Origin of the sequence: Streptomyces sp. NPDC048643 (assembly GCF_040650615.1) — a bacterium.
Classification (GTDB): Bacteria; Actinomycetota; Actinomycetes; order Streptomycetales; family Streptomycetaceae; genus Streptomyces.
In genome coordinates this window covers 174,628-198,488 of sequence record NZ_JBEZHO010000011.1, presented here as the reverse complement: position 1 = coordinate 198,488, position 23,861 = coordinate 174,628, and the positions used below count along the sequence as shown (strand labels likewise).

Sequence of the window (23,861 nt, the reverse complement as noted above, 5' to 3'; positions counted from 1 at the left end):
GGCCGGCCGTCCCCCGCCACGGGAAGCCGCGTGGATCACTGCCTCGCGGGTACGCCGGCGCCCACGCAGTCGACGTCCGCCCAGACCGTGTGCCCCCCGTCGGTCGGGACGTCCCCCCAGCTCGCGGCGAGGGTGTCCACGATCAGCAGCCCCCGGCCCCCTTCGGCCAGGGAGAACGACGGATGCCGCCAGGTCGCGCGCACGAGACCGGTGTTCAGTCCGGTACCGGCGTCGGCGACCTCGATGTGCACGAGGCGGCCCTCCATCGTGCGGCTCTGGGTGAAGACCACCCGGACCGGCGGCGTGCCGTGGTCGAGGGCGTTGGCGAGCAGCTCACCGGTGACGAGAAGGATGTCCTCGCAGGCGGTGCGCCCCAGACCCCAGGCGGCCAGCTTGCGGCGGAGAGCGCCGCGCTGCCCACGCAGGACGGCCGGTCCCACCGACGGGACCACACATTGCATGTAAGTAGATTTCATGATGTTTCATCCCTTTTTCCCTCAAGGGAGATCCGTAGCCACCGCGCCCGCGGATGGGCCGGAACCCGCGAGGTCACCGAACGTGACGACGCCCGGACGCCTCGGGCCGCTCCTCACAGCCGTCCGGCGAGGTCCCGCGCGACCTCGCGTGCGGCGCGCGCCCCGGACGCGAGGGCGCCCTGCACCGAGCCCGTGGCCCGATGGTCCCCGCACACGTAGCGGCCGACGGACACCCGGGCGGTGCGGGTGAGCGGCTGGGGCGGGGGCATCGCGGGCAGGGCGTCGGGAATCGTCCGGACGGTCAGCGGTTCCCAGTCGGCGGTGTCCGTGCCGTACGCCTCGGCGAGCGCGTCGCGCAGCCACACCTCCTGCCCCTCCTGGTCCGGGCCGAGGACCGAGGTGGCGATCAACGACGTCCCGGGGGGCGCGTAGCCGGGAACCACCTCGCTGAGGACACAGGTGTTGAGGAAGCGCCGGCGGGTGTCCGTCATCAGCGTGGCCTCGGCCAGCGGCGTGCGGGACGCGGCGTGGTAGTACGTCGTCACGACGCGGTAGGCCGGGAGGTCCAGGCCGGGCAGCAGACGGCCTGCGGGACCCGGGCCCGTCGCCACCACCACGGCGCGCGCGGCGAGTTCGGACCCGGCGTCCAGCTCCACTCCGTCGTCGGTGAGGCGCGCGACCGGCGTGTCGAGGCGCACGGTGTCCGGGGGAAGCGCGTCGGCCAGCAGGCGCGGCACCGCCCCGATGCCCGCGCCGGGCAGGCACAACGTGCCGCGGAGCATGCTGCGCCAGACGAGGTGGAACACCTTGCCGGAGGTCTCCAGTTGGTCCTCCAGGAAGACTCCGGACAGGAAGGGCCGGAAGAACCGTTCCACGAACTCCTCGGAGAACCCCGCCGAGGCCAGCGCGGTGCGGGTGGTGCGGTCCTCACCGCGCTTCAGGGTGCGCGCGGGGGCGAGCATGTCCCTGCCGGACAGGGCCGCCAGCGCGATCAGGTCGCGGATTCCCGCGAGCCGCCCCGGGCGCAGGTCGCCCAGGTGCCGGGGGCCGCGGGTCGGGTCGCTGAAGCGCAGCGGGCCGTCCGGGGTGTGGACCAGGACGCCGGGAGTGAAGGGCCGCAGCCGCAGATCGCGCAGCGGGAGCCGGCGCCGGACCTGCGGATAGGACGTGTTGAAGACCTGGAAGCCGCGGTCGATGGTGAATCCGTCGTGCGTGTCGGAACGCATCCGGCCGCCCACCCCGTCCGACGCCTCCAGCAACCGGACGTCGAAGCCGTTCCCGGCGAGATCACGGGCGCACGCCAGACCGGCGAGTCCGCCGCCGACGACCAGGACATCGGGCACACCGCGCTTGGCGGTCATGGGCATCATCCTCCGAGCAGCCGGTCCGTCCGCGCGCCGGTGGCCGCGGTGTGGTCCGGGCGCGCTCCGGCGTCCGTACGGCGACGGCCGCGCCCTCCTCGACCGATCTTCCCGTCGGGTCCGCCCGGCGGATGCGGGGCCACGCCGGGGCGGCCGCATCGGCCCCGGACACGGAGGACGCCGGTGTCACCCGTTTCGGGGGCGGCACCGGCGCTCGTGTTCGCGTCAGTGACCGGATCCGTAGTGGCCGCCGAGCTGGTCGCGGTAGTGCGGATCGCCGAGATGCTTCTCCTTGTCGAACTCCGGTGCCGACTTGATCTCGTCCTTGCTCCGCGCGACCTGGATGGTCTTGTCCTCGTGGCTGATCGACGTGATCGTCCCGGCGGGCAGCAGGACCTCCTTACCGAAGATCCAGACGCCGGTGTCGACGACGATGTACTGAGAACCGACCTCGTCGGAGTGCTTGTCGACCTTTCCGATGTGGCCGTCCGTTGCCTCCACCTTGTAGCCGGTGAGGTCCGCGTCGGGCGTGTGACCGGCGGTCGGGCCGTAACCCCAAAGGTTCTCGTTCACGAAGAATTCCTCCAACTCCTGTGCGGGTGTACGCGCTTCGGTCTCGCGCGGCGCACCCCCGGTGACCGGGGTCCGGTCACCTCTTCTCAGCGTGTTGTCCCGCTGGAGAGGACCGGGTGTCCCGTTCCCGGAGGCCGACACCCCTTGTCCGGCGATTTCTCCATTGCGCCACACGGACGCCGGGCCGCTCCCCGCTGACACGCGTGTTCGCGGGTTTCGCGGGCATCCGGATGCCCTTGGGCCATGAGCCTCCCGGAGGAGAGCTGTCATGTATCTGGCACGTATGCACGGTGGTGGGGCAGCCGACGGGCAGGCGTGGCTGTGGGCACTGGGAGCTCTCGCGCTCTACTGCCTGATCAGTTACGGACTTCAGTACCGGACGCGGTCCCGGCGCGGCTCCCGCCGTCCGGCCCGGGACGCACTGCACGACCTCAAGGACCGGGAGGAGCCGCAGTCCCCCGGCCAGCACTTCACCAGCCGCATGATCATGCTGGGGGGCGCCGCCCTGGTCGGGCTGGTCGCCTTCCTGACGTCCGGGGGGCTGCGCGTCGCCGCCGTGGCGGTGACCGCGGTGGTGGTCGTGACGGCCTGGGCCTACTACGACCACCGCGCGGAGTCCCGCTCGCTGGAGCACGGCTGACGGGACCGGCCGCCTCCGCGCTCGGTAGCGAAAGCGGAGGCGGAACCAGGGAGGCCAACGATTGCGGCCCCGCCGCGCGTCCAGGGGGGGTGGGACGGCGGGCGGGGCCGGGGCTCGGGGCCGCCGGGGGGAGGCGTCCACGAGCTGACGTTCTAGTGCCCTCCCCCTCCCGCTTCATGCACGGGAATTTCCGGTCGCGTTCGAAGCGTCCGCCGACAGGTGCCCGACCGGCCGGAACGCCACACTCTGGCCGGATTCGCCGCGACGTCAGAGCCTTCGGCGAGCCCGGCACGACCGGCCCGGCACACGGTATCCGCCAATAGCGACGGTCCGGCCGGACCGGCAGGCCTTCGGCGGCCGCTCCCGCCGGCCGGTTCCCCGTCACCCGGTCACCCGGTCACCGCAGGGGATCGCACGGAAACGGCAGCCCCGCACAGCGCCTCCACACCAAGCGCACCGGTCGTCCACTTCAGGCCGCCACTCACACTCCGTGTCCGCTCGGGGGCAGACGGTGCCTCCGCCGCCTGCCTAGCCTCCGGGGCCATGCGATCAACACAGCTGAGACGCCTCGGTCTCGCCTCCGTCCTCGCCCTCCTCGTCGCCCTGTTCGGCCTGGCTCCCACCGCGAGCGCGGCCGACCCCGCCCCGGCCGACCTGACGTTCACCAGCGACAGCGCCACGACCACCCCCGGCGGCACGGTCAACCTCTCGATGACGATCACCAACCACCGGACGTACGACGTGTGGTTCGTCTACCAGACGATCGAACCGACCTGGCTGACCACCCAGCGTCCCGATCTGAAGTACACCTTCAGCGGCTGCAACCTCGCCACGGCGACCGGCAGCGTTCCGTGCTCGGGCACCGGGCCCACCAACCTCGGCCCGAACTACGGGTCCACCATCCCGCCCGGCCAGAGTCGCACCGTCACGCTGACCCTCCAGGTCGCCGCCGACTCCGGCTGCAACGGGAACATCGGCTTCTACTCGTACTACTACGCCGAGTTCAGCGACAGCACGAGCACCAGCGGCGGGCCGGCGTACACGCCCGAGACCCGCGTGCTCTGCGCCTGAGCCGTCACCGCCAGGGGCGGCCGGTGCGCGCGCGTCGCGCGGACCGGCCACCTCTCGGCGTCGGTTCGCCCTCGGGAGCGGTTGCTCCCGAGGGCGGCTCGCTCTCAGGAGCAGGTGAGGGGTGACCTAAAACCGATCACTCGCCCTGATGACCGTGGTGGTCTGGACCACTGGCACCGCTCTCGGGCGGACTCCGGTGTTCCAGATCCGCCACTCCTCAAGGCGGGCCAGCGCAGGCGCCTCCCGCCCGCTCCCCACCGCGTCCGCCCCGGCGGCCAATGCACCCTCAACTGGCCTTCTCGTAACGTCTGTTGGATACCTGCTCTTTTCCGTCATGTTTCGCAGCAGGCGCACGAAAGCTACACAGAGACCTCACTATGTGACGCGACGAGAGCGTTGACGACCGACGTCTGAGGGGGGCGGTGGCGTCACGCCAGGGGGTGGTCCGCTCCATGGGAGCAGTACTCACCCCTGCCCGGGGAGGGGACTTCACCGCATGAAGCGGACCATTCGCACGACCGCGCTCACGGTCGGCGCGCTCATTGCCTCGCTCGGCTTACCCGCCGGCACGGCACACGCCGATCCGGTCGCACCCCGCATCGATCTGCGGGTGCTGATCGTGAGCGACGGCGGACCCGCGACCGACGCCATCGCCGCCGAACTGGACGCCGCCGGAACGCCGTACACCGAGGTCGACCTGGCACGGTCGGGCCGGCCGGTCATCGACGCCGGGTTCCTCGCGGACACGGTCGACGGCATCCCGCGCGCCAGGTTCCAGGCGGTCGTGCTGCCCAACGACAACCCGTTCCCGGCGAACTCCGCCGAGATGGCGGCCCTCGCGGCGTACGAGCAGACGTACGCGATCCCGCAGGTCGACGCCTACACCTACGCCCGCCCCGAGGCCGGGCTCCAGTACCCGGTCACCGGCGGCTACTCGGGCAGCCTCGACGGGGTGCGCGCACAGGTCACGTCCGCCGGAAAGGCCGGCCCCTTCGGCTATCTGGACGGGGCGGTGCCGTTCGAGGACAACTCGCCGGACGTGGGCGAGAGTTACGCCTACCTGTCGACACCCGCGGCGGGGGCCGACTTCACCCCGTACGTCGACGCGCCGATCCCCGGAGGGTCCTCGCGCGGCTCCCTCGTGGGCGAGTACCGGCACGACGGACGCCGCGAGCTGGTCGTCACGTTCGTGTACAACCAGTACCAGCAGCAGTTCCGGCTGCTGGCACGCGGCATCGTGGAATGGATGACCCAGGGCGTGCACCTCGGCGCCTCGCGCAACTACTTCGCCGTACACGTCGACGACGTCTTCGCCGGTGACGACCGCTGGGACACGACGCTCGACTGCACCCCGGGCGACATCGACTGCCCGCAGGGCGAGGGCGTGGCCAACCCGATCCGGATGACCCCGGCGGACGTCGACCACGCCGTCGACTGGCAGACGAGACAGAACTTCACCCTCGACCTCGCGTACAACGGCGCCGGCAGCGTCGACCAGCGCGAGGACGACAACGGCGCCGATCCGCTCGCCGACAAGCTCATCGCCGACCGCGACCGGTTCCGCTGGATCAACCACACCTTCACCCACGCGTTCCTCGGCTGCGAGCAGGACGTCAGCGTGCTGCCCTGGAGATGCGCCACCAACGCCGACGGCAGCACCAAGTGGGTCTCGCGCACCGCCGTCTCCGACGAGATCGCCGCCAACCGCGCCTGGGGACAGACGGCCGGACTGCCGCTGGACAGCCAGGAGTTGATCACCGGGGAGCACTCCGGCCTCAAGCTCTCGCCGCAGCAGCCCGCCGACAACCCCAACCTGGCGCCGGCACTCGCCGACAACGGCGTCACCTGGCTCGGCTCCGACAACTCCCGTGAGACCGGACAGCGTCAGGTCGGCCCCGCCACCACCGTCCCGCGCTACCCGATGAACGTCTTCTACAACGCGGGCAAGGCGGCCGAGCAGGTCGACGAGTACAACTGGATCTACACCAGCCGCGCCCAGGGCGGCAGCGGCATCTGCGAGGACCACCCGGACACCTCGACCTGCCTGGCGGCGCCGCTGAGCACCAGCACGGGCTACGCCGACCACATCGTGCCGCTGGAGACCCGCATCGACCTCGGTCACGTGCTCTCCAACGACCCGAAGCCGCACTTCATCCACCAGTCGAACCTCGCCGAGGAGCGCATCGCCTACCCGGTGCTCGACGGGGTCCTCGACGGCTACAAGGACCTGTTCGCGGACGACACCCCGGTGGTGAACCTGCGGATGAAGGACATCGGCGTCGAACTGCGGCGCCGCGCCGCGTGGAAGACGGCCGTGGACTCCGGTCAGGTGACCGCCTACCGCGTCGGGGACACCGTCACCGTGCAGGCCCCCAACGGCGTCGCGATCACCGCCACCATGCCCACCGGCACCACCTCGGGCACCGCGGGCTTCGGGGCCGCGTACGCGGGCGCGGTCTCGGGATGGACGGCCCCGGCCGCCGGCTCCCCCGTCAGGCTCGGCCTGCCGCCGGGCACGCCCGCCCTGTCCGCGCCCGTCCACGCGAAGCGGCAGCCCGCGACCAGCGGCACCCCGCGCACCCGCGTACCGGCGGGCGTGAGCGAACAGGTCCCCTTCGCCCCGGACAACTGAGCGGCGCACCGACCGAAGGTCCCGGCCGCACCCTGGGCGGCCGGGACGGGCACGACCACCCCACACCTCGGCCGTGGAGCACACCGATGCACGTTCCCCGCGGCGCGCGCGATCCCAACGCGACGCGCGTCACCCTGCTCACCGAAGGCACCTACCCGCACAGTCACGGCGGCGTCAGCGTCTGGTGCGACCAACTCGTCTGCGGCATGCCCGACATCGACTTCGACGTCGTCGCCGTCACCGGCACCGGCCGCGAGCCCGTCGTGTGGGACATCCCCGCGCACGTGGCAAGCGTCGTGTCGGTCCCCATGTGGGGGCCCGCACCCGACGGCCGCCCACCGCGAGGTCGCCGTCGCAACCAACTCGCCGCCGCCTACGAACAGTTCCTGACCTCCCTGCTCGACCCGTGCGCGGAGGAACGGTTCCCCGCGGCGCTGTACGCGATGGCGCGGGCCGCGGCGGACGGGATGCTGAGTCCCTTCCTGCGGGGCGACCACGCGATCCGCGTGCTGACCGGCGTGTGGACCCGTCCGGGTCTCGCCGTACGGGAGGCCCGGCCGACCCTGCACGACGCCCTGACCGCGACCGCCCTGCTGGAGCACGCGCTGCGCCCGCTGGCCGCGCCGCTGCCCGAGCACGGAGTGGCCCACGCGGTCAGCGGCGGCGTCGCCGCGCTGCCCGGCCTCGCCGCCCTCGAACGGCACGGCGTACCGCTGCTGTTGACCGAGCACGGCGTCTATCTGCGGGAGCGCTATCTCGGCTATCGCACCGGGCCGTACCGCTGGCCGGTGAAGGCCGTCGTCCTCGGCTTCTTCCGGCTGCTGGCGGAGGAGACGTACCGGCGCGCCGCGCTGATCACCCCCGGCAACCGGTACAACCGGCTGTGGGAGGAGCAGGGTGGTGCCGCGCCCGAGGCGATTCGCACGGTGTACAACGGCGTGGACCCCGCTGCCTTCCCGCCCGCGGGTCCGGAGCCGCAGTCTCCCACCCTCAGCTGGGCCGGCCGGGTCGACCCGATCAAGGACCTGGAGACGCTGATCCGCGCGTTCGCCCTCGTCCGCGAGCAACTCCCGGGCGCCCGTCTGCGGTTGTTCGGGGGCACACCGCGCGGCGGTGAGGCGTACCGGGAACGGTGCGAGGCGCTGGCCGCCGGACTCGGACACGCGGACGCCGTCACCTTCGAGGGCCGCGTCGACGACATCAAGGACGCGTACGCCGCGGGCAACGTCGTGATGCTCTCCAGCATCAGCGAGGGCTTCCCGTTCACCCTGATCGAGGCCATGTCGTGCGGGCGGGCGACGGTGTCCACCGACGTGGGCGGGGTGCGCGAGGCCGTCGGCGACAGCGGTCTCGTCGTACCGCCGCGGGATCCGGCCGCCATGGCGGCCGCCGCGCTGGAGCTGCTCGGCGACCCCGCCCGCCGGCACGCGATGGGCGAGGCGGCCCGGCTGCGCGTCATCGAGCAGTTCACGCTGCGCCAGACCGTCGACACCTTCCGGTCCATCTATCTGGAGCTGTCGGCACTCGGCCGGTACGTCCCGGGTGTTCCCGGGACGGCCGGAGCCCCGCTCACGGCGGCCGACGCCGAGGTGGTCCCGTCGAGACCGAGGAGCCTGGCCGGATGAGCGGACCGATGGCCCTCGGACCCGGCAGCGTCCAGGACACCCTGTCCTTACGGATCGCCGGTGACCGCCCCGCCCCCCGCGCGCCGGAGGAGGGCAGCCGCCAGGACGCGGTCGACCTGCTCGCGGCCGAACTGGCCGACGGCATCGGGCCGGCCGTCCACCCGTACGAGGTGGCCGCTCTGCTGGAGTCGGAGGGACTGACCGCCGAGGTCATCCAGGAGCGGTACGGACACCCGAACCTCTTCTCCCTCGCCTCGGCCCTCTACGAGCGGGTGCCGCGCACGTTCCCGGAGCCGGCCGGGCCCGCCGACCCCTGGCGACCCGATCATGTGCGCTGCGCGCTGCGCGGGGCGCTGTTCGCCCTGCCGGGCCTCGCCTATCTGCTCACGGGGCCGCTGTGGCACGCGGGCCGCGACCTCGATGTCCTGGTGGTGGCCGGCCTGGTCTCCTGGGCCTGGGGCCAGGCGCTCGGGCACCGCGCCTACCTGCGGATGACCACGGGCCGCCGCGAGGCGGGCCGCACCCTGCTCAAGGGGGCGCCGCTCGGCGCGCTCGCCGCGACCGCGGCCGGATCGCTGATCGCCGGATCCGGCACGGCGGTCGCGGTGGCGGCGGCCCAGTCCGTGTATCTCGCGGCGGCCGGGGCGCTGCTGGTACTGGGCGGGGAGCGGCTGCTGCTGGCCGCGCTCGGCCCGCTCGTGGCCGGCGCACTCGCCCTGCCCTGGTGGGAACCGGGAGACGCGCTGCGGCTCTCGCTCCCGCTGCTGTCCGTGTTCGGCGCGGTCGCCGCGGCGGGCTGGGCTCTGCGGGCCGTGCTGACCACGGACCCGGCCCCCGGCGGCACCCGCCCCGCACTCCTGCGTTCCCTGCCGTACGGCCTGTTCGGGCTCTCGGCCGGGATCCTGGTCCTGCTGGAGGGGCGGCAGCATCCGTACGCCGTGATCGTGCTGACGGTCAGCATGGGACCGGCGGAGTGGCTGCTGTACCGGTACCGGGGGATGTCGGTCGCGGCGTTGCGGGCGACGGCGACCCCGGCCGCCTTCCTGCTGCGCTCGGCGGGCGTCCTCGGGCTCTGCCTGCTCCTCTACGTGCTGCCCCTGCTCCCCGCCGCCCTGCTCACGGGCGCGGAACCGGCTCCGCTGCTGCTGCTCGCGGCCACCCTGTGGACCGCGCTGCTGCTCCAGGCCTTCGGGGTGGCCTGGCCCCCGGCCGCGGTCTGTCTCGCGGCGGCCGGCGGGGCCGCCGCGGCCGAGGTGCTCCACTCCCCGCCGACCGCCCTCGCCCTCTCCCTGTTCTGCGGCACGGCCGCCCTGTGTCTGACGGCCTGTGCCGTACGGCTGCTGGGGCGGCCCGCCCCGCACGCCTGACCACCGGCCCGCGGGACGCCCGGACCACGGCTTCCACGGAACGCCGCACGCACCGGAAACACCTCCGCATCACCCGAGCAACCGACCGGAAGGAAACACGAGTTGACCTCCGCACCGCTCGCCGCCGTCACCGGAGCCGAGGGTTTCATCGGCTCCCACCTCACCGAGGCACTGGTCGCCTCCGGGCACCGGGTGAGGGCGATGGCCCAGTACAACTCCTTCTCCTCGTACGGCTGGCTGGAGACCCTGAGCCCCGACGTCCTGGAGCACGTCGAGATCGTCCTCGGCGACGTCCGTGACCCGGGCTCGGTCCGGGGGCTCGCCGACGGCGCGGACTGCGTCTACCACCTGGCCGCGCTGATCGCGATCCCGTACTCCTACCAGGCGCCGCACAGTTACGTGGACACCAACGTGACCGGCACCCTCAACGTGCTGGAGGCGGTCCGCGCGCTCGGCACGCCCCGGCTGGTGCACACCTCCACCAGCGAGACCTACGGCACCGCGCAGACCGTGCCGATCACCGAGGACCACCCCATCAACACGCAGTCTCCGTACGCCGCTTCGAAGGCGGGCGGGGACCGGCTCGCGGACAGCTACCACGCGAGCTTCGGCACACCGGTGGTCACGCTGCGGCCGTTCAACACCTTCGGCCCGCGTCAGTCGATGCGCGCGGTCATCCCGACCGTCATCGGCCAGGTGGCCGCGGGCGAACGCACCATCACGCTCGGCGACCTGCGTCCGACGCGCGACTTCACGTTCGTGCGGGACACCGCGCAGGCGTTCCTCGCGGTGGGCACGGCGCCCGCCGAGCAGGTCGTCGGCCGCACCTTCAACGCCGGTACGGGCGGGGAGATCTCGGTCGGCGACCTGGTCGCCCTGATCGGCAAGGTGATGGACACCGCCCTCGACGTGCGCGAGGACGCACAGCGCGTCCGGCCGGCCAACTCCGAGGTCATGCGCCTGGTCGCCGACGCGACCCGGCTCACCGGGGCGACCGGCTGGAGCCCGGCCCACCAGCTCGAACAGGGGCTCGAGCACACCGTGGAGTTCTTCCGCGACCCGGCGAACCTCGCCCGCTACAAGACCGGCATCTACAACATCTGACCCGTCCGGCACGACCACGAAGGAGGAGCCCCATGCACGCTGTGATTCTCGCGGGAGGCAAGGGCGTCCGGCTGCGGCCCTACACGACCGCACTGCCCAAGCCGCTCGTGCCCATCGGCGACCAGCACGCGATCCTGGAGATCGTGCTCCGCCAGCTCGCCTCGGCCGGGTTCACCGGCTGCACCATCGCGATAGGCCATCTCGGCGAGATCATCCGCGCCTACGTCGGCAACGGCTCCCAGTGGGGCCTGGCCGTCGACTACGCCACGGAGGACAGTCCCCTCGGCACCATGGGGCCGCTGCTCACCATGCGGGAACGGCTCCCGGAGTCGTTCCTCGTGATGAACGGCGACGTGCTCACCGACCTCGACTTCGCCGACGTCCTCGTCCGGCACCGGAGTTCGGGGGCGCCGCTGACCATCGCGACGTACGCGCGCAAGGTGCACATCGACTTCGGTGTACTGACCACCGCCGACAGCAAGGTGGTGGCCTTCACGGAGAAGCCGAGCATGGACTACCGCGTCTCGATGGGCGTGTACGGTCTGTCCCGGTCCACGCTCGACGGGTACACGCCGGGACTGCCTTTGGGTTTCGACGAGTTGGTCCTCGACCTGCTGCGGAGCCGGAACGAGCCGCACGCCTACGACTTCGACGGGTACTGGCTCGACATCGGCCGCCCGGACGACTACGACCGGGCGAACGCCGAGTTCACCACCCGCAAGTCGCTGCTGCTCAAGGGAGCCTGACCGCCGTATGCGCATTCTCGTCCTGGGCCTCACCGGCTATCTGGGCGGCCATGTCGTCGAGCACCTGCGCGCCCTGCCGGGCGTGCGGGTGTTCGGCGGCGGCCGCTCGCCCGGCGCGGAGTTCGGCGTCGACCTCGCCACCGACGGCCGGGAGCGGCTGGCGTCGACGCTGGCCGAGGCAGCACCCGACGCCGTGATCAACTGCGCCGGGGCCACCGGCGGTGACACCGTGACCCTCGCCGAGGTCAACTCCCGTGGCCCCGCCGTACTCTGCGCGGCGCTGCGCGAGGCGGCGCCGGCCGCACGGCTCGTCCATCTGGGCTCGGCCGCCGAGTACGGTCCCGGCGTCCGTGGCACCGCCGTCACCGAGTCGGCGGCGACCCACCCCCTCACCCCCTACGGAGCCACCAAGCTCGCCGGGACGGTCACCGTCAGCACGTCCGGGCTGGACGCGGTCGTGCTGCGGGTGGGCAACCCGGTGGGACCCGGCGCTCCCCCGGCCGGCCTTCCGGGCAGGATCGCCGGACTGCTGCGCGCGGCCGGCACGGACCCGGACGCGATGATCCGGCTGGGCGACCTGTCGGCGTACCGCGACTTCGTGGACGTACGCGATGTGGCGCGGGCGGCGGTGGCCGCGGCGAAGGCACCCGGGCCGCTGCCCCGGATCCTCAACATCGGCGCGGGCAGGGCCGTTCCGGTGCGGGACCTGGTGGGCGGGCTGGCCCGCGCGTCCGGGTTCCGAGGGCGGATCGAGGAGAACGGCGGCGGGTCCGACCGTTCCGGCGCGGTGTCGTGGCAGTGCTCCGACATCACGGCCGCCGGTGAATCCCTCGGCTGGCGCCCCTCGTTGACCCTGGACGACTCACTGACCGCGCTCTGGGCATCCGTCTCGGAGGCCGCACAGGTCGGGCGGCCGGAAGGCGACCGGGTGCGATGAGCCTGTTGATCCCCCTGTATGTGCATCCGAGTGAGGACCCCGGCGCCTGGCACCGTCTGATCACGTCGGCCGACCGCACCTACGGTGTCGTGATCAACCCGGCGGACGGGCCGGGCACGGGCCCTGACCCGGCGTTCACGGCCGCGACCGGCGCGCTGCGGGAGGCGGGCGCCCGGCTGCTCGGCTATGTCGACACGGACTACGGCGCGCGCGATCCGGACGAGATCGCGGACGAGGTGCTGCGGCACGGCGACTGGTACGGCACCCAGGGCTGTTTCCTCGACCGGGTGGCGTCGACCTCCGAAGCGCTGCCCGTCTTCAGGCGGCTGGTGCGGAGCATCCGCCGACTGGGCGCGGAGACCGTGGTCTTGAACCCGGGCGTCCACCCGGCCCCGGGGTACGCGCGTCTGGCGGACCTGCTCGTCACGTTCGAGGGCCACTGGTCCACGTACGTCGCGGCGTTCAGCAGACCCGAGTGGACCGCCCGGCACCCGCCCGAGCGGTTCTGCCATCTCGTCTACGGCGTCCCGGAAGCGCTGGTCCCGCTCGCCGTACGCACCGCCCGCGACCGCGGAGTGGCGGTGACCGGCCCCGTCACGGGCGAACTCCCCAACCCCTGGTCCCGATTGACCCCGGCCCTGAGCACACCGGAGTCCTGAGGGATCCGACGGACGCGCCGGATCCGGTGGCGGACGCTCCGCTGGAGCAGGCCCGGGTCCGGGCATTCGCATGATTCACCGAACCCTCTCCTTTCCCGTCCCTTGATGGCATGTCTCGGTCAAATCTGCCACGCTTCCGGGAGCCGTCGTCCTGACCCCAGGGCGGCGGGACGGACATCTCACCAAGCGATCGCGCGCACCCGCGCGCGGCCCGCGGCCGTCCACCCGGCGCACCCCAGTCGTCGCGGGCGGCCACCGAGCAGGCCGGAATCCGGCCGCCTCAAAGGAGTTTCGTGTGAGACCAACCCCCCGCAAGGCCATCGTGGCACGCGTCCTCGCCGTCGCCGCCCTGGCCGCCGTCTGTCTCCCCAGCACCCCCGTGGCGGCCGCGCCGCAGGCGGCCCCGTCGGCGGCAGCAGCCTGCACCCCGGCCCAGGTCGTCACCAACGGCGGCTTCGAGAGCGGCACTTCGCCCTGGACGCAGTCGTCGACGAGCGTGATCACCAGCCGCTCGGGGCAGACCGCCCACGGCGGCAGCAGCTTCGCCTGGCTGGACGGCGTCGGCAGCACCCACACGGACACGCTCTCGCAGAGCGTGACGATCCCGTCCGGGTGCAGCAGCGCCAGCCTGACCTTCTGGCTGCACATCGACACGGCCGAGACGACCTCGTCGACCGCGTACGACAAGCTGACCGCCAAGATAGGCAGCACCACGCTGGCGACGTACTCGAACCTCAACAAGGCCACGGGGTACGCGCAGAAGTCGTTCGACGTGTCGGCGTTCGCCGGCCAGACCGTGACCGTCGCGTTCACGGGCACCGAGGACTCCAGCCTGCAGACCAGCTTCGTCCTCGACGACGTCGCTCTCACCACCTCAGGTGACACGACCCCGCCGGCCGACTCCGCCCGCACTCCCGCGGCGCCCGCGTACACGGTCAGCCTGAGCAGCAACACCGCCGGCACCGTCTGGACCGGTCACGAGAGCGCGACCTTCACCAACGCCTCCTCCACCGCGCTCAGCGAGGTGTACCTGAGGCTGTGGGACAACTACCACGGCACGTGCACCGCGCCGCCCATCACCGTCAGCAACGTCACCGGGGGTACCGCGGGTGCCCTCTCGGTCGCCTGCACCGCCCAGAAGATCACGCTGGCGTCGCCGCTGGCCCAGGGGCAGAGCACGACGATCGGCTTCGACCTGGGCATCACCGTGCCGAGTGGCGCCGACCGCTTCGGCTACGACGGGGCGTTCAGCTTCATCGGCAACGCCCTGCCGGTGCTCGCGGTGAAGGACGGCGCGGGCTGGCACCTCGACCCGTACACGAACAACGGCGAGTCCTTCTACTCGCTGGCCGCCGACTTCAAGGTCACCCTGGACCACCCGACGAGCCTGCTCGTCCCGGCGACCGGCACCTCGGTCGACACCCCCGGCTCCAGCGGACGCACCGTCACCACGGCCACCGCGTCCAAGGTGCGTGACTTCGCCTGGGCGGCGGGCCCCTTCACCAAGATCTCGGGCACCTCCCCCGCCGGCACGGCCGTCAACGTCTACTCCGTCTCGGGCATCAGCTCCGCCAACGCCCAGTCGATGCTGACCACGGCCAAGTCCGCCGTGGACGCCCACGCGGCGCGCTTCGGCGCCTACCCGTACGGCGAGCTGGACGCGGTGATCGACAACAACTTCTGGTTCGGCGGCATGGAGTACCCCGGGTTCGTCCTCGACCTGGTGAGCACCACGGCGCTGACGCACGAGATCGGTCACCAGTGGTTCTACGGGATCGTCGGCGACGACGAGTACAACAGCCCGTGGCTGGACGAGGCGTTCACGGACTACGCGACCGACCTCGCGCAGAACAAGACCGGGGCCAGTTGCTGGAACAGCGTCTCCTGGGCCTCGTCCGCGGAGAAGATCACCAACTCGATGGCGTACTGGGACGCGCACTCGTCCCGCTACTCCACCGTCATCTACGGCTACGGCAAGTGCGCCCTGCACGACCTGCGGCGACTCCTCGGTGACACCGCCATGGCCAAACTCCTCAAGGACTACGCCACTTCGCACTGGTACGGAGTCTCGACCACGGCCGAGTTCAAGGCCGCCGCGCAGGCCGCGACGACCACGGACCTGACGTCCTTCTGGACGACCCACCGCATCGAGGGCTGACCCTCGCGCCGATCCGCCGTGGTGTCACCCCCGGGTGTCGCCGCGGCGGATCGGCGTTTCCGTCAACCCGCGCCCGTCACCTGGGCGTTGCTCAGGATCTTTCCGGCCAGGGCCGTGACCTGGGTGCGCTCGGCGGCGGTCAGTGACGCCGTCAGGGTGACGATCTCGCGGTCCATCTCCGTGGTGCAGCGGCCCGCGAGTTCCCGGCCCGCGTCCGTCAGTTCGACCAGAACGGCGCGGCCGTCGTCGGGTGACGGGATCCGCCGGACCAGGCCGCGCTTCTCGGCGCGGGAGACCAGGCCGGTCATCGAGGACTTGTCCAGGCCCAGCAGCCGGGCGAGTTCGAGCATGCCCGGCCTGCGGTCGCGCAGGATGCCGAGCAGGCGGACCTGGATCAGGGACAGGTCGTGCTCGGACGCCATGCGCGCCAGCACGCCCTGCACCAGGAACGACAACTGGACCAGGGCGTCGACGGCGTCCCGCAGTCCGTCGACCTCCGGCTCGTGGGCCGGTTCCCGGGTGTGACTGACGGGCATGGCGGTTTCCCCTCCTGGTCCGGGCGCGGCGTGCCGGTGCGGCGTTCAGGACGGTGTCCCGGGCCGGGCGCCAGTGACGACCCTCGCGGAGCCGACCGCTCCCCTCAAGTACGTGGCCCAAACTACCTTGACTTAGTACGTGCCGCAAACTACCGTCGAAGTAGTACGTGACGCAAACCAAATGGCCGAGTCCTCTCGCGCCGGTCTGCCCTCGTTCACGATGTCCCGGCCCGGCCCAGGAGGCACCCCATGCACGCCGCTGTCGTCCGCTCGTTCGACGCTCCGCCCCGTTTCGACGTCTTCGACACCCCCGAGCCCCACGGTGAGCACGAGGTGCTCGTCGACGTCCTCGCCGCCGGTCTCCACCCCCGCGTCCGCTCCGCCGCCGACGGCTCCCACTACACCTCGGACGGCGTGCTGCCCCTCGTCCCGGGTGTGGACGGCGTCGGCCGCACCGACCGGGGGGACCTGCTCTACTTCGTCGCCGGCGACGACGCGCCGGGCACCATGGCCGAGCGCGCCGTGGTCGACCGCCGTCGCGCCATCGCCCTGCCGGACGGCACCGACCCGGTCGCCGTGGCCGCCGCCATGAACCCGGCCATGTCCTCCTGGATCGCCCTGCGCCGCCGCGTCGCACTCCGGCCGGGCGCCGGTGTCCTGGTGCTGGGCGCGACCGGCAACGCGGGACAGCTCGCCGTCCAGATCGCACGCCACCTCGGCGCGGGGCACGTCGTCGCCGCCGGACGGGACGGCGAGCGGCTGGACCTGGTGTCCCGGCTCGGAGCGGACGACATCGTCTCCCTGCTGGGCGAACCCAAGGAGGTCGCCGACCGGCTCGCCGCGAGCGCCGCCGACGTGGACGTCGTCGTCGACTACCTGTGGGGACCGGCCGCCGAACAGGCCATGCCCGCCCTTCTCACCGCGCGCGCGGAGCGCGGCAGGGCGCTGGCCTGGATCCAGATCGGGTCCATGGCCGGCGCGGAGATCACCCTGCCGTCCTTCCTGCTGCGGGCCGCCAACCTCCAGATCATGGGCAGCGGTCAGGGCTCGGTCACCACCGCGGGGATCGTCGCCGAACTCCCCTCCCTCGCCGCGGAGATCGCGTCGGGAACCTTCGCCGTCGACCCCCTCGTCCTCCCGCTCTCCGAGGTGGAGCGCGCGTGGAGCGCACCGACCGCCCCCGGACAGCGCATCGTGCTGGCCCCGCACTGACCTCACCCGACGCCCCTCACCCTTCCCGGGAGGCGCCTGACGGGCATGGGCCGCCCCGTCGGGGGCAGGTTCCGCCACACGGCGGCTCCCGGTCCGGGGGCAGGGCGCCGATCATGGTCGAACGAGCCGCCGGGCTCAGCACGAGGAGACGTCATGCTGCTGGTACCGCCCCCGTTCGACCCCGACCTCGCGGCCGCGCTCGCCGCGGTCGGCCCGTCGATGCCGTCCGGGCTGAGCCTGGAGGACATCACCGCCCTGCACGCCGGACCGGACATCGCGGTGCCCGCGTTCGACCTCACCGAGGACGGCGCCTTCGTGACCACCGACCGGACGGCGCCGGGTCCCGAAGGCGCCCCCGACGTCTCACTGTTCGTGGTCACGCCCGCCGCACCTCCGCGGGAGGGGCCGCGTCCGGTGATCTACCACGCCCACGGCGGCGGCATGATCCTCGGCAACAACCGGGCCGGGGTGGAGATCGTCCTGGAGTGGGCGAGGGAGCTGGACGCGATCGTGGTGTCCGTGGAGTACCGGCTGGCGCCCGAACACCCGTACCCGGCAGGGGTGGAGGACGTCTACGCCGGTCTGCTGTGGACGGCGCGGCACGCGGCGGAGTTCGGCGGCGATCCGGAGCGGATCGTCGTCGCGGGCGCCAGCGCGGGCGGCGGCCTGACGGCTGCGCTCGCCCTGCTCAGCCGGGATCGCGGGGGCCCGCGGCCGATCGGCCAGGTCCTGATGTACCCGATGCTCGACGACCGCAACGACACTCCGTCCGCGTACCAGATGGCGGGCGTCGGCGCCTGGGACCGTACGGCGAACGAGACCGCCTGGACCGCCGTGCTGGGCGACGCCCGAGGCGGCCCCGACGTCCCCGCGTACGCCGCTCCCGCCCGGGCCACCGACCTCTCCGGGCTGCCGCCGGCCTTCCTCGACGTCGGCTCCGCTGAGACCTTCCGGGACGAGGTCGTCGACTACGCCTCACGGATCTGGCAGGCCGGCGGCGTCGCCGAACTGCACGTGTGGCCCGGCGGTTTCCACGGCTTCGACTCCTTCGCCCCGCACACCCCGCTCTCTCGCACCGCCCGCGCAGCGCGCGTCACCTGGCTCCGCAGGCTGCTCGCCCCCTGACCGGCGGGCCGGTGTCCAAGCGGGCCGGCTCAGACGGGCAGGAGGCGGCCGATCAGGGCACTGAGCTGCTGGGCGTTGCGGCACTCGTGCATCTCGACGAGTTCGGCGTAGGCGGGGGCCACGGAGTCACCCGTGCCCCACTGCGAACGCGCCTCGGGATTCAGCCAGTAGACACGGCGGGCCTGCCGGGTGAGCCGGCGGACCGCGGGCAGGTTCGGGTCGCTGTTGTTCGTCCGGGCGTCCCCGAGCACGAAGACGGTCGTCCGGGCGCCGACCGCGCCGGAGTACCGCTCGGTGAACTCGCCGAACGGCACTCCGTAGTCGCTGCTGTCGTGCCAGCCGGTGAGGGTGGCCTCCGCGCCGATCCGGGCGCTCAGCCCGTCCGGGTCGGCGGCGCCGTGCACGAGCAGCCCCGTGACCTCGTCGACCCGGTTGACGAAGGCGAACACCCGCACCTTGCTGAACTGGTCGTGCAAGGCCTGCACCAACAACATCGTGAAGTCGGAGAACCCCGAGACCGAGCCCGACACATCGCACAGCAGGACCAGTTCGGGCCGCACCGGTCGGCGTCGGCGCAGCACCGGACGCATCGGCACCCCGCCCGTGGACAGCGACCCGCGCAGGGTCCGCCGCAGGTCGATGGTGCCGCGCCGGGCCCTGCGGCGGCGCGCGGCGAGCCGGGTGGCCAGTTTGCGCGCGAGCGGCTGGACGACCCTGCGCAGTTCGGCGAGGCGGTCGCGGCCCGCGAACAGGAAGTCGACGCGGTCGGCGGTCGTGGCCACCGCGCGCCGGGCGATCTCGTCACGGTCGCGCCGCTCGGCGACCCGGCGGCGCGCCTCCGACGCCACCAGCCGGCGGAACGCCTCGATGCGCCCCCTGATCTCGTCCTCCAGCAGCCGGTCGGTGAACCCCGGCGCCCCGCCGTCCGCGCGGACCGTGTCCCGGACCCGAGCCATCAGCGTCTGTGGCCGGAGGCGGTCGAGCGTCTGGTACGACGACCAGCCGTCCGTGGCCGTCGTACCGCCGTATCCGCCGAAGCCGTCGACCGCCTCCATGGCCAGCCGGGCCATGAGGGCGCGGTCGTCGGCGGCCAGCGCGGCAGCGAGCCGGTCCCGCAGGTCGTCCCGGTCCGCGGGCGCGGTGGCGTCGGGCGCTCCGACGCCCCGGGGGAAGTAGACGTCGAAGACGGGGTCGAACACCCGCCGCTGTCCCGGGTTGTGCAGGAGCGTGGCCGCGAGGCCCTCCCGCAGCAGGTCGCGGTCCGTGAGACCGAGCGCCTCGACCGCCTGCGCGGCGTCCACGGTCTCCCCGGTGCCGATCCGCACGCCGTGCGAGCGGAGCGCGCCGACCAGTCCGGTCAGCCGGTCCGCGACACCGGCCGCCGGGTCGGCGGCGGTCACACGGCACCCAGGTCGAGCTTGGCCGCCGCCTTCAGGATGTCGTCCTGGTGCTTGAGGATGACGCCGAGGCTGTCGCGCACGACGTCCTCGTCGAGGGTGTCGGCGCCGAGCGCGAGCAACGTGCGGGCCCAGTCGATGGTTTCGGCGACGGACGGGACCTTGCGCAGGTCCATCTCGCGCAGCGCGCCCACGACCCGCACCACCGACTCCGTGAGCGCCCGGTCGAGGCCGGGCACCTTCAGGCGCACGATGCGACGCTCCAACTCCTCGTCGGGGAAACCGATGTGGAGGAACAGACAGCGGCGGCGCAGGGCCTCGGACAGTTCACGGCTCGCGTTCGAGGTGAGCACCACGAAGGGCCGGCTGGTGGCGGCGATGGTGCCCAGCTCCGGGACGGTGACCTGGAAGTCGCTGAGGACTTCGAGGAGCAGTCCCTCGACCTCGACGTCGGCCTTGTCCGTCTCGTCGATCAGCAGGACCTTCGGATCGTCCCCGCGGATGGCGGTCAGCAGGGGACGCGGCAGCAGGAACTCCTCGCTGAAGATGTCCGTCCGCGTCTCGTCCCAGCTCTCGTCACGCCCCGCGCTGATGCGCAGCAGCTGCTTGGCGTGGTTCCACTCGTACAGCGCCCGGGACTCGTCGACGCCCTCGTAGCACTGGAGGCGCACCAGCCGGGCCCCGGCCACCTGGGCGACGGCCTTGGCGAGTTCCGTCTTGCCGACCCCGGCGGGGCCCTCCACGAGGAGGGGCTTGCCGAGACGGTCGGCCAGGAAGACCGTCGTGGCGACGGCGGGCGAGGCGAGATAGCCGGTGCCGGCGAGGCGCGCGGAGACGTCGTCGACGGATGTGAACAGCAACGGTGCCTCCAGCGCGCGGACGAGCTCGGACTCACTATCTAAGCGCTTGTTCAGGTCACCTGTCACGTGTGACGACGCCCACGGCTCCGTGCACCCCGGCCCTCGTGGAGGAGTGCGCGGCGGCGACGATTCGAGCACCGTCGAATCGTGTGGCGTCCGGGCGGACTCGTATGTCATCAAGGAGCCAGGGCCGCGGCGGCCCCACCCGAGGCGAACGGCGCCGAGGGACGCCCGTCCCGTCTCCCGGGGGAGATCTGTATGCGTATGCGCAAGCGTGGGATCGCCGCGGTGTTCGTCGCCGCGGCCGCCTTCACCGCCGTCGGCCCGCAGGCCGTAGCGGTCCCGATGCCCTGGGAGACGAGCCGGGTTCCGGCCGTCGCACCGCAGGGCGACCAGCCGGCGGCCGGCGTCGGCGGAAGCAGCAGGGTCACACCGCTGTGCGGTAGCCCCTGTTACCAGTAGCGGCGCACGACGCCGCTGCCCGGAACCAGCTCACCTCGCCCCATCGGCGGGTGACGCGGGCCGGCGCAGAGGTCTGGCCCGTCACCACGGGGGGAGTGACGGGCCAGACCCTGCGTCCACGGTGCCATGCGCGACGGGTCTCGCGCAGTCCCTTCGACAAGTCCCGTGCCGGACGGTCGCCCTTCGTCCGCGCCGTGGCGCTGTGAGCTGCCGGGTCCTCCGCGCGGTCCGCGGTGATCGCCTGCGACAATCGGCGGTAGCGCTGGTGTTCGGCAGACCGTGCCGCGACCGTTGGAGGAGCCTGTGCCCCTGCCCTCACGTCCCTTGCGGAAGCTGGGCTTCCTGACCATCGGGCTGTTCGACGGGAACGATCCCGGGCGTGGCCACGAGTCGACGCTGGAGATCATCGAACTGGGCGAACGGCTCGGCTTCGACAGCGCCTGGCTGCGGCACCGCCACCTCCAGTACGGCATCTCCTCGCCCGTCGCCGTCCTCGCCGCCGCCTCGCAGCGCACCCGCCGTATCGAGCTGGGGACGGCTGTCACCCCGGTGGGCTGGGAGAACCCGCTGCGGCTGGCCGAGGACCTGGCGACCGTGGACGTGCTGTCCGGGGGCCGCCTCAACCCGGGTGTCAGCGTCGGCCCGCCCATGCACTACGAGCAGGTGAAGCACGCGCTCCACCCCGACACCGCCGAGTCGGAGGACTTCGGCTACGCGCGGGTGGAGCGGCTGCTGGACTTCGTGCGGGGCAAGCCGGCCACCGACTTCAGCGGGGTGGAGGGCTTCGAGGTGTTCTCCGACCGCGTGCAGCCGCACTCCCCCGGCCTGGGCAGCCGAATGTGGTACGGCGGAGGCAGCCTGCGGTCCGCACGGTGGGCGGGCGAACACGGCATGAACTTCCTGACCAGCAGTGTCGTGAAGGCCGAGGAGTCCGAGGACTTCGCCGAGGTCCAGCTCAGCCACGTCCGGGCGTTCCGCTCCGCGCACCCGGACGGCGACCGGGCCCGTGTCTCCCAGGGCCTCGTCGTGATCCCGACGGACAGCGCCACACCCGCGCAGCGGGCGACGTACGAGGAGTACGCCCGCAAGCGGCTGCCGCGCACGACGACGCCGCAGGGCCCGGCCCGCATGATGTTCGCGCCGGACCTCGTCGGAACGTCCGAGCAGATCGCCGAACAGCTCTACGCCCAGGCCGCGTTCCAGGAGATCGACGAGGTCGCGTTCGCTCTGCCGTTCACCCTCGCCCACGAGGACTACGTGCAGATCCTCACCGACATCGCCACGAAGCTCGGCCCCGCGCTCGGCTGGCGTCCGGCGGCCTGACCCGGCGCGGAGCGGCGACCCCTGGTCCGGGTGCGCGGAAGATCGGTTGTTACCGTGCACCCGTGGCTCACTCTTCACGCGACACGGCAGAAGGCGCAGGCTGGGGAAACGCTCAACTCGGGACGTACAAGGGGCTGATGCCCGCCCGGGTGGAGAAGCTCTCCTGGCTCGATCCGAGGACGCTGTGGCCCGCTCGCAACGGCGTGCTGGCCTCGTGGTTCGGGGACCCCACGGGCCGGACCCGGGGGCGCTGGGTGGAGCAGCGGGTGGCCGCCGGCGCGCCCGCCGACGCGGTCGTCCGCCGCACGGATTCCGACCACTTCTCGTTCATGGTCATCGGCGACACCGGTGAGGGTGACGACCCGCAATACGCTGTCGTTCCTGGCTTCCTGAGGGCCAGTCAGGGGACGGACTTCGCCGTTCTCGCCAGTGACGTGATCTATCCGGTGGGCAGCGGCGAAGACTACGGCACGAAGTTCTTCCGCCCCTACCGTGACTACCCGGCGCCCATCTACGCGATACCGGGCAACCACGACTGGTACGAGGACCTGCAAGGCTTCATGCGCGTCTTCTGCGAGGCACCGCCGCTGGCGCCGGAGGCGCGGCCACGCCCGCTGACCCGGGCCTGGTTCAGGTCGCTGCTCTGGCACGCGCCGGGCCCTGCCGACGAGCAACGCCTCCTCGAGGCACAGGTGTTGCGTTCCGAACCGTCCCAACAGGCCGCCCAACCGGGCCCGTACTGGGCCATCGACGCCGGACCGGTGCGGATCATCGGCATCGACACGGGCCTGCTGGGGACCATCGACGCCGAGCAGGGGCGCTGGCTGCGCGAGGTGTCGCGGGGCGACCGGCCCAAGATCCTGGTGACCGGGTCGCCGCTGTACGTGGACGGTGAGCATCACCCGTGCGCCATCGAGGGCGGCGGCACGGTCGACGCCATCGTGCGCGACCCGGAGCACCACTACGTCGCCGCGATCGGCGGCGACATCCACAACTACCAGCGCTATCCGGTACGGGTGGACGGCGGACGGACGATCCAGTACGTCGTCGCCGGTGGCGGCGGGGCGTTCATGCACGCCACGCACACGGTCCCCCGGGTCTCCGTCGCCGACGTCACCGAGGACGAGTTCCGCTGCTACCCGCTGCGCGGCGACTCCCTGGCCTTCTACAGCAGGCTGTACGGACGCCGGCTGCGGATGCCCCGTTTCTTCACGCTCACCGAGGCCGAGGCCACGGCGGTGATCTCCGAGCGGCTCGGCATCCCGCCGACCCGCACGCAGGGAGAGCCCGTTCGCCTCACCCGCCGCATCCGCCTCGTCGCCAGTCTGCTCGGCGCCGGACGGCGCCCCGACCGGAACTCGCACTTCCGGCTCCCGGTCCGCAAGACGTACACGCAGTTGTTCTCGCCGGGCTCGGCGACGTACAGCCCGCCGTTCTTCAAGTGCTTCCTGCGGCTGGACGTCACGCCGTCCTCGGTGCATCTGCGCTGCCACTCCGCGACCGGCACCCTCGACCACGAGATCGATCCGCCCGTCGAGGACGAGGTGACCATCCCGTTGCGCTGACACCGCTCCGCGGAACGGGTCCGGCCGTCACA

General features: G+C 72.4%; 21 protein-coding genes. 15 read left to right on the top strand and 6 right to left on the bottom strand.

Annotated elements, in window-relative coordinates:
• Nucleotides 1-35 precede the first annotated feature (35 nt).
• From AB0C62_RS14355 to AB0C62_RS14345, 3 genes are all read right to left on the bottom strand, one after another.
• Complete coding sequence (locus AB0C62_RS14355; protein ID WP_362972855.1) at nucleotides 36-476, bottom strand: ATP-binding protein; 441 nt, start codon at nucleotides 474-476, stop codon at nucleotides 36-38.
• A 113-nt stretch (nucleotides 477-589) separates the two neighbouring features.
• Nucleotides 590-1,846, bottom strand: a complete 1,257-nt coding sequence (locus AB0C62_RS14350; RefSeq protein WP_362972853.1) for an NAD(P)/FAD-dependent oxidoreductase — start codon at nucleotides 1,844-1,846, stop codon at nucleotides 590-592.
• 216 nt (nucleotides 1,847-2,062) lie between these two features.
• The gene (locus AB0C62_RS14345; RefSeq protein ID WP_362972851.1) at nucleotides 2,063-2,410 is read right to left on the bottom strand and encodes a PRC-barrel domain containing protein; all 348 of its coding nucleotides are present in this window, start codon (nucleotides 2,408-2,410) and stop codon (nucleotides 2,063-2,065) included.
• A gap of 268 nt (nucleotides 2,411-2,678) precedes the next feature.
• Between AB0C62_RS14345 and AB0C62_RS14340 the strand changes: the two genes are divergently transcribed.
• The 10 genes from AB0C62_RS14340 (at nucleotide 2,679) to AB0C62_RS14295 (ending at nucleotide 15,349) form a co-directional block, all read left to right on the top strand.
• The gene (locus AB0C62_RS14340) at nucleotides 2,679-3,050 is read left to right on the top strand and encodes a hypothetical protein (RefSeq protein WP_362972850.1); all 372 of its coding nucleotides are present in this window, start codon (nucleotides 2,679-2,681) and stop codon (nucleotides 3,048-3,050) included.
• 543 nt (nucleotides 3,051-3,593) lie between these two features.
• Entirely contained in the window at nucleotides 3,594-4,121 is a 528-nt protein-coding gene (locus tag AB0C62_RS14335; protein WP_362972848.1) for a hypothetical protein, read from the top strand.
• 496 nt (nucleotides 4,122-4,617) lie between these two features.
• On the top strand, nucleotides 4,618-6,753 hold the full coding sequence (locus tag AB0C62_RS14330; protein ID WP_362972846.1) for a hypothetical protein: 2,136 nt from the start codon (nucleotides 4,618-4,620) through the stop codon (nucleotides 6,751-6,753).
• Between the two features lie 86 nt (nucleotides 6,754-6,839).
• The gene (gene pelF, locus AB0C62_RS14325) at nucleotides 6,840-8,378 is read left to right on the top strand and encodes a GT4 family glycosyltransferase PelF (RefSeq protein ID WP_362972845.1); all 1,539 of its coding nucleotides are present in this window, start codon (nucleotides 6,840-6,842) and stop codon (nucleotides 8,376-8,378) included.
• Complete coding sequence (locus AB0C62_RS14320; protein WP_362972843.1) at nucleotides 8,375-9,745, top strand: hypothetical protein; 1,371 nt, start codon at nucleotides 8,375-8,377, stop codon at nucleotides 9,743-9,745. The genes pelF and AB0C62_RS14320 overlap by 4 nt, the downstream gene beginning before the upstream one ends.
• Before the next feature lie 102 nt (nucleotides 9,746-9,847).
• Nucleotides 9,848-10,849, top strand: coding sequence for a GDP-mannose 4,6-dehydratase (locus AB0C62_RS14315; RefSeq protein WP_362972841.1), 1,002 nt, complete (start codon nucleotides 9,848-9,850; stop codon nucleotides 10,847-10,849).
• Nucleotides 10,850-10,881: 32 nt separating this feature from the next.
• Nucleotides 10,882-11,595: a sugar phosphate nucleotidyltransferase gene (locus AB0C62_RS14310; RefSeq protein ID WP_362972839.1), complete on the top strand. Its 714-nt coding sequence runs from the start codon at nucleotides 10,882-10,884 to the stop codon at nucleotides 11,593-11,595.
• A gap of 7 nt (nucleotides 11,596-11,602) precedes the next feature.
• Nucleotides 11,603-12,532 carry an NAD(P)-dependent oxidoreductase gene (locus AB0C62_RS14305; protein WP_362972837.1) on the top strand — a complete coding sequence of 310 codons (930 nt, stop codon included), beginning with the start codon at nucleotides 11,603-11,605 and terminating at the stop codon, nucleotides 12,530-12,532.
• Nucleotides 12,529-13,191, top strand: a complete 663-nt coding sequence (locus AB0C62_RS14300; RefSeq protein ID WP_362972835.1) for a spherulation-specific family 4 protein — start codon at nucleotides 12,529-12,531, stop codon at nucleotides 13,189-13,191. The genes AB0C62_RS14305 and AB0C62_RS14300 overlap by 4 nt, the downstream gene beginning before the upstream one ends.
• Before the next feature lie 295 nt (nucleotides 13,192-13,486).
• Nucleotides 13,487-15,349, top strand: coding sequence for a M1 family aminopeptidase (locus AB0C62_RS14295; protein WP_362972833.1), 1,863 nt, complete (start codon nucleotides 13,487-13,489; stop codon nucleotides 15,347-15,349).
• A 62-nt stretch (nucleotides 15,350-15,411) separates the two neighbouring features.
• Here AB0C62_RS14295 and AB0C62_RS14290 read toward each other — a convergent pair whose 3' ends face one another.
• Entirely contained in the window at nucleotides 15,412-15,885 is a 474-nt protein-coding gene (locus tag AB0C62_RS14290) for a MarR family transcriptional regulator (protein ID WP_362972831.1), read from the bottom strand.
• A 249-nt stretch (nucleotides 15,886-16,134) separates the two neighbouring features.
• On the opposite strand from AB0C62_RS14290, the gene AB0C62_RS14285 reads away from it, so the two are divergent.
• Together AB0C62_RS14285 and AB0C62_RS14280 are read left to right on the top strand one after the other, a co-directional pair.
• Nucleotides 16,135-17,097 (top strand): zinc-binding alcohol dehydrogenase family protein, encoded by a 963-nt coding sequence (locus tag AB0C62_RS14285; RefSeq protein ID WP_362972829.1) that lies wholly within the window; start codon nucleotides 16,135-16,137, stop codon nucleotides 17,095-17,097.
• A gap of 153 nt (nucleotides 17,098-17,250) precedes the next feature.
• The gene (locus AB0C62_RS14280) at nucleotides 17,251-18,222 is read left to right on the top strand and encodes an alpha/beta hydrolase (RefSeq protein ID WP_362972828.1); all 972 of its coding nucleotides are present in this window, start codon (nucleotides 17,251-17,253) and stop codon (nucleotides 18,220-18,222) included.
• Nucleotides 18,223-18,251: 29 nt separating this feature from the next.
• On the opposite strand, the gene AB0C62_RS14275 is transcribed toward AB0C62_RS14280, so the two are convergent.
• Nucleotides 18,252-19,622: a VWA domain-containing protein gene (locus tag AB0C62_RS14275; protein WP_362972826.1), complete on the bottom strand. Its 1,371-nt coding sequence runs from the start codon at nucleotides 19,620-19,622 to the stop codon at nucleotides 18,252-18,254.
• Nucleotides 19,619-20,476: a MoxR family ATPase gene (locus tag AB0C62_RS14270; RefSeq protein ID WP_362972903.1), complete on the bottom strand. Its 858-nt coding sequence runs from the start codon at nucleotides 20,474-20,476 to the stop codon at nucleotides 19,619-19,621. The genes AB0C62_RS14275 and AB0C62_RS14270 overlap by 4 nt, the downstream gene beginning before the upstream one ends.
• Nucleotides 20,477-20,743: 267 nt before the next feature.
• On the opposite strand from AB0C62_RS14270, the gene AB0C62_RS14265 reads away from it, so the two are divergent.
• The 3 genes from AB0C62_RS14265 (at nucleotide 20,744) to AB0C62_RS14255 (ending at nucleotide 23,829) form a co-directional block, all read left to right on the top strand.
• Nucleotides 20,744-20,941 carry a hypothetical protein gene (locus AB0C62_RS14265; RefSeq protein WP_362972824.1) on the top strand — a complete coding sequence of 66 codons (198 nt, stop codon included), beginning with the start codon at nucleotides 20,744-20,746 and terminating at the stop codon, nucleotides 20,939-20,941.
• Between the two features lie 303 nt (nucleotides 20,942-21,244).
• Entirely contained in the window at nucleotides 21,245-22,264 is a 1,020-nt protein-coding gene (locus AB0C62_RS14260; protein ID WP_362972822.1) for an LLM class flavin-dependent oxidoreductase, read from the top strand.
• A gap of 62 nt (nucleotides 22,265-22,326) precedes the next feature.
• Nucleotides 22,327-23,829, top strand: a complete 1,503-nt coding sequence (locus tag AB0C62_RS14255) for a metallophosphoesterase (RefSeq protein WP_362972820.1) — start codon at nucleotides 22,327-22,329, stop codon at nucleotides 23,827-23,829.
• The last annotated feature ends 32 nt before the right edge of the window (nucleotides 23,830-23,861 follow it).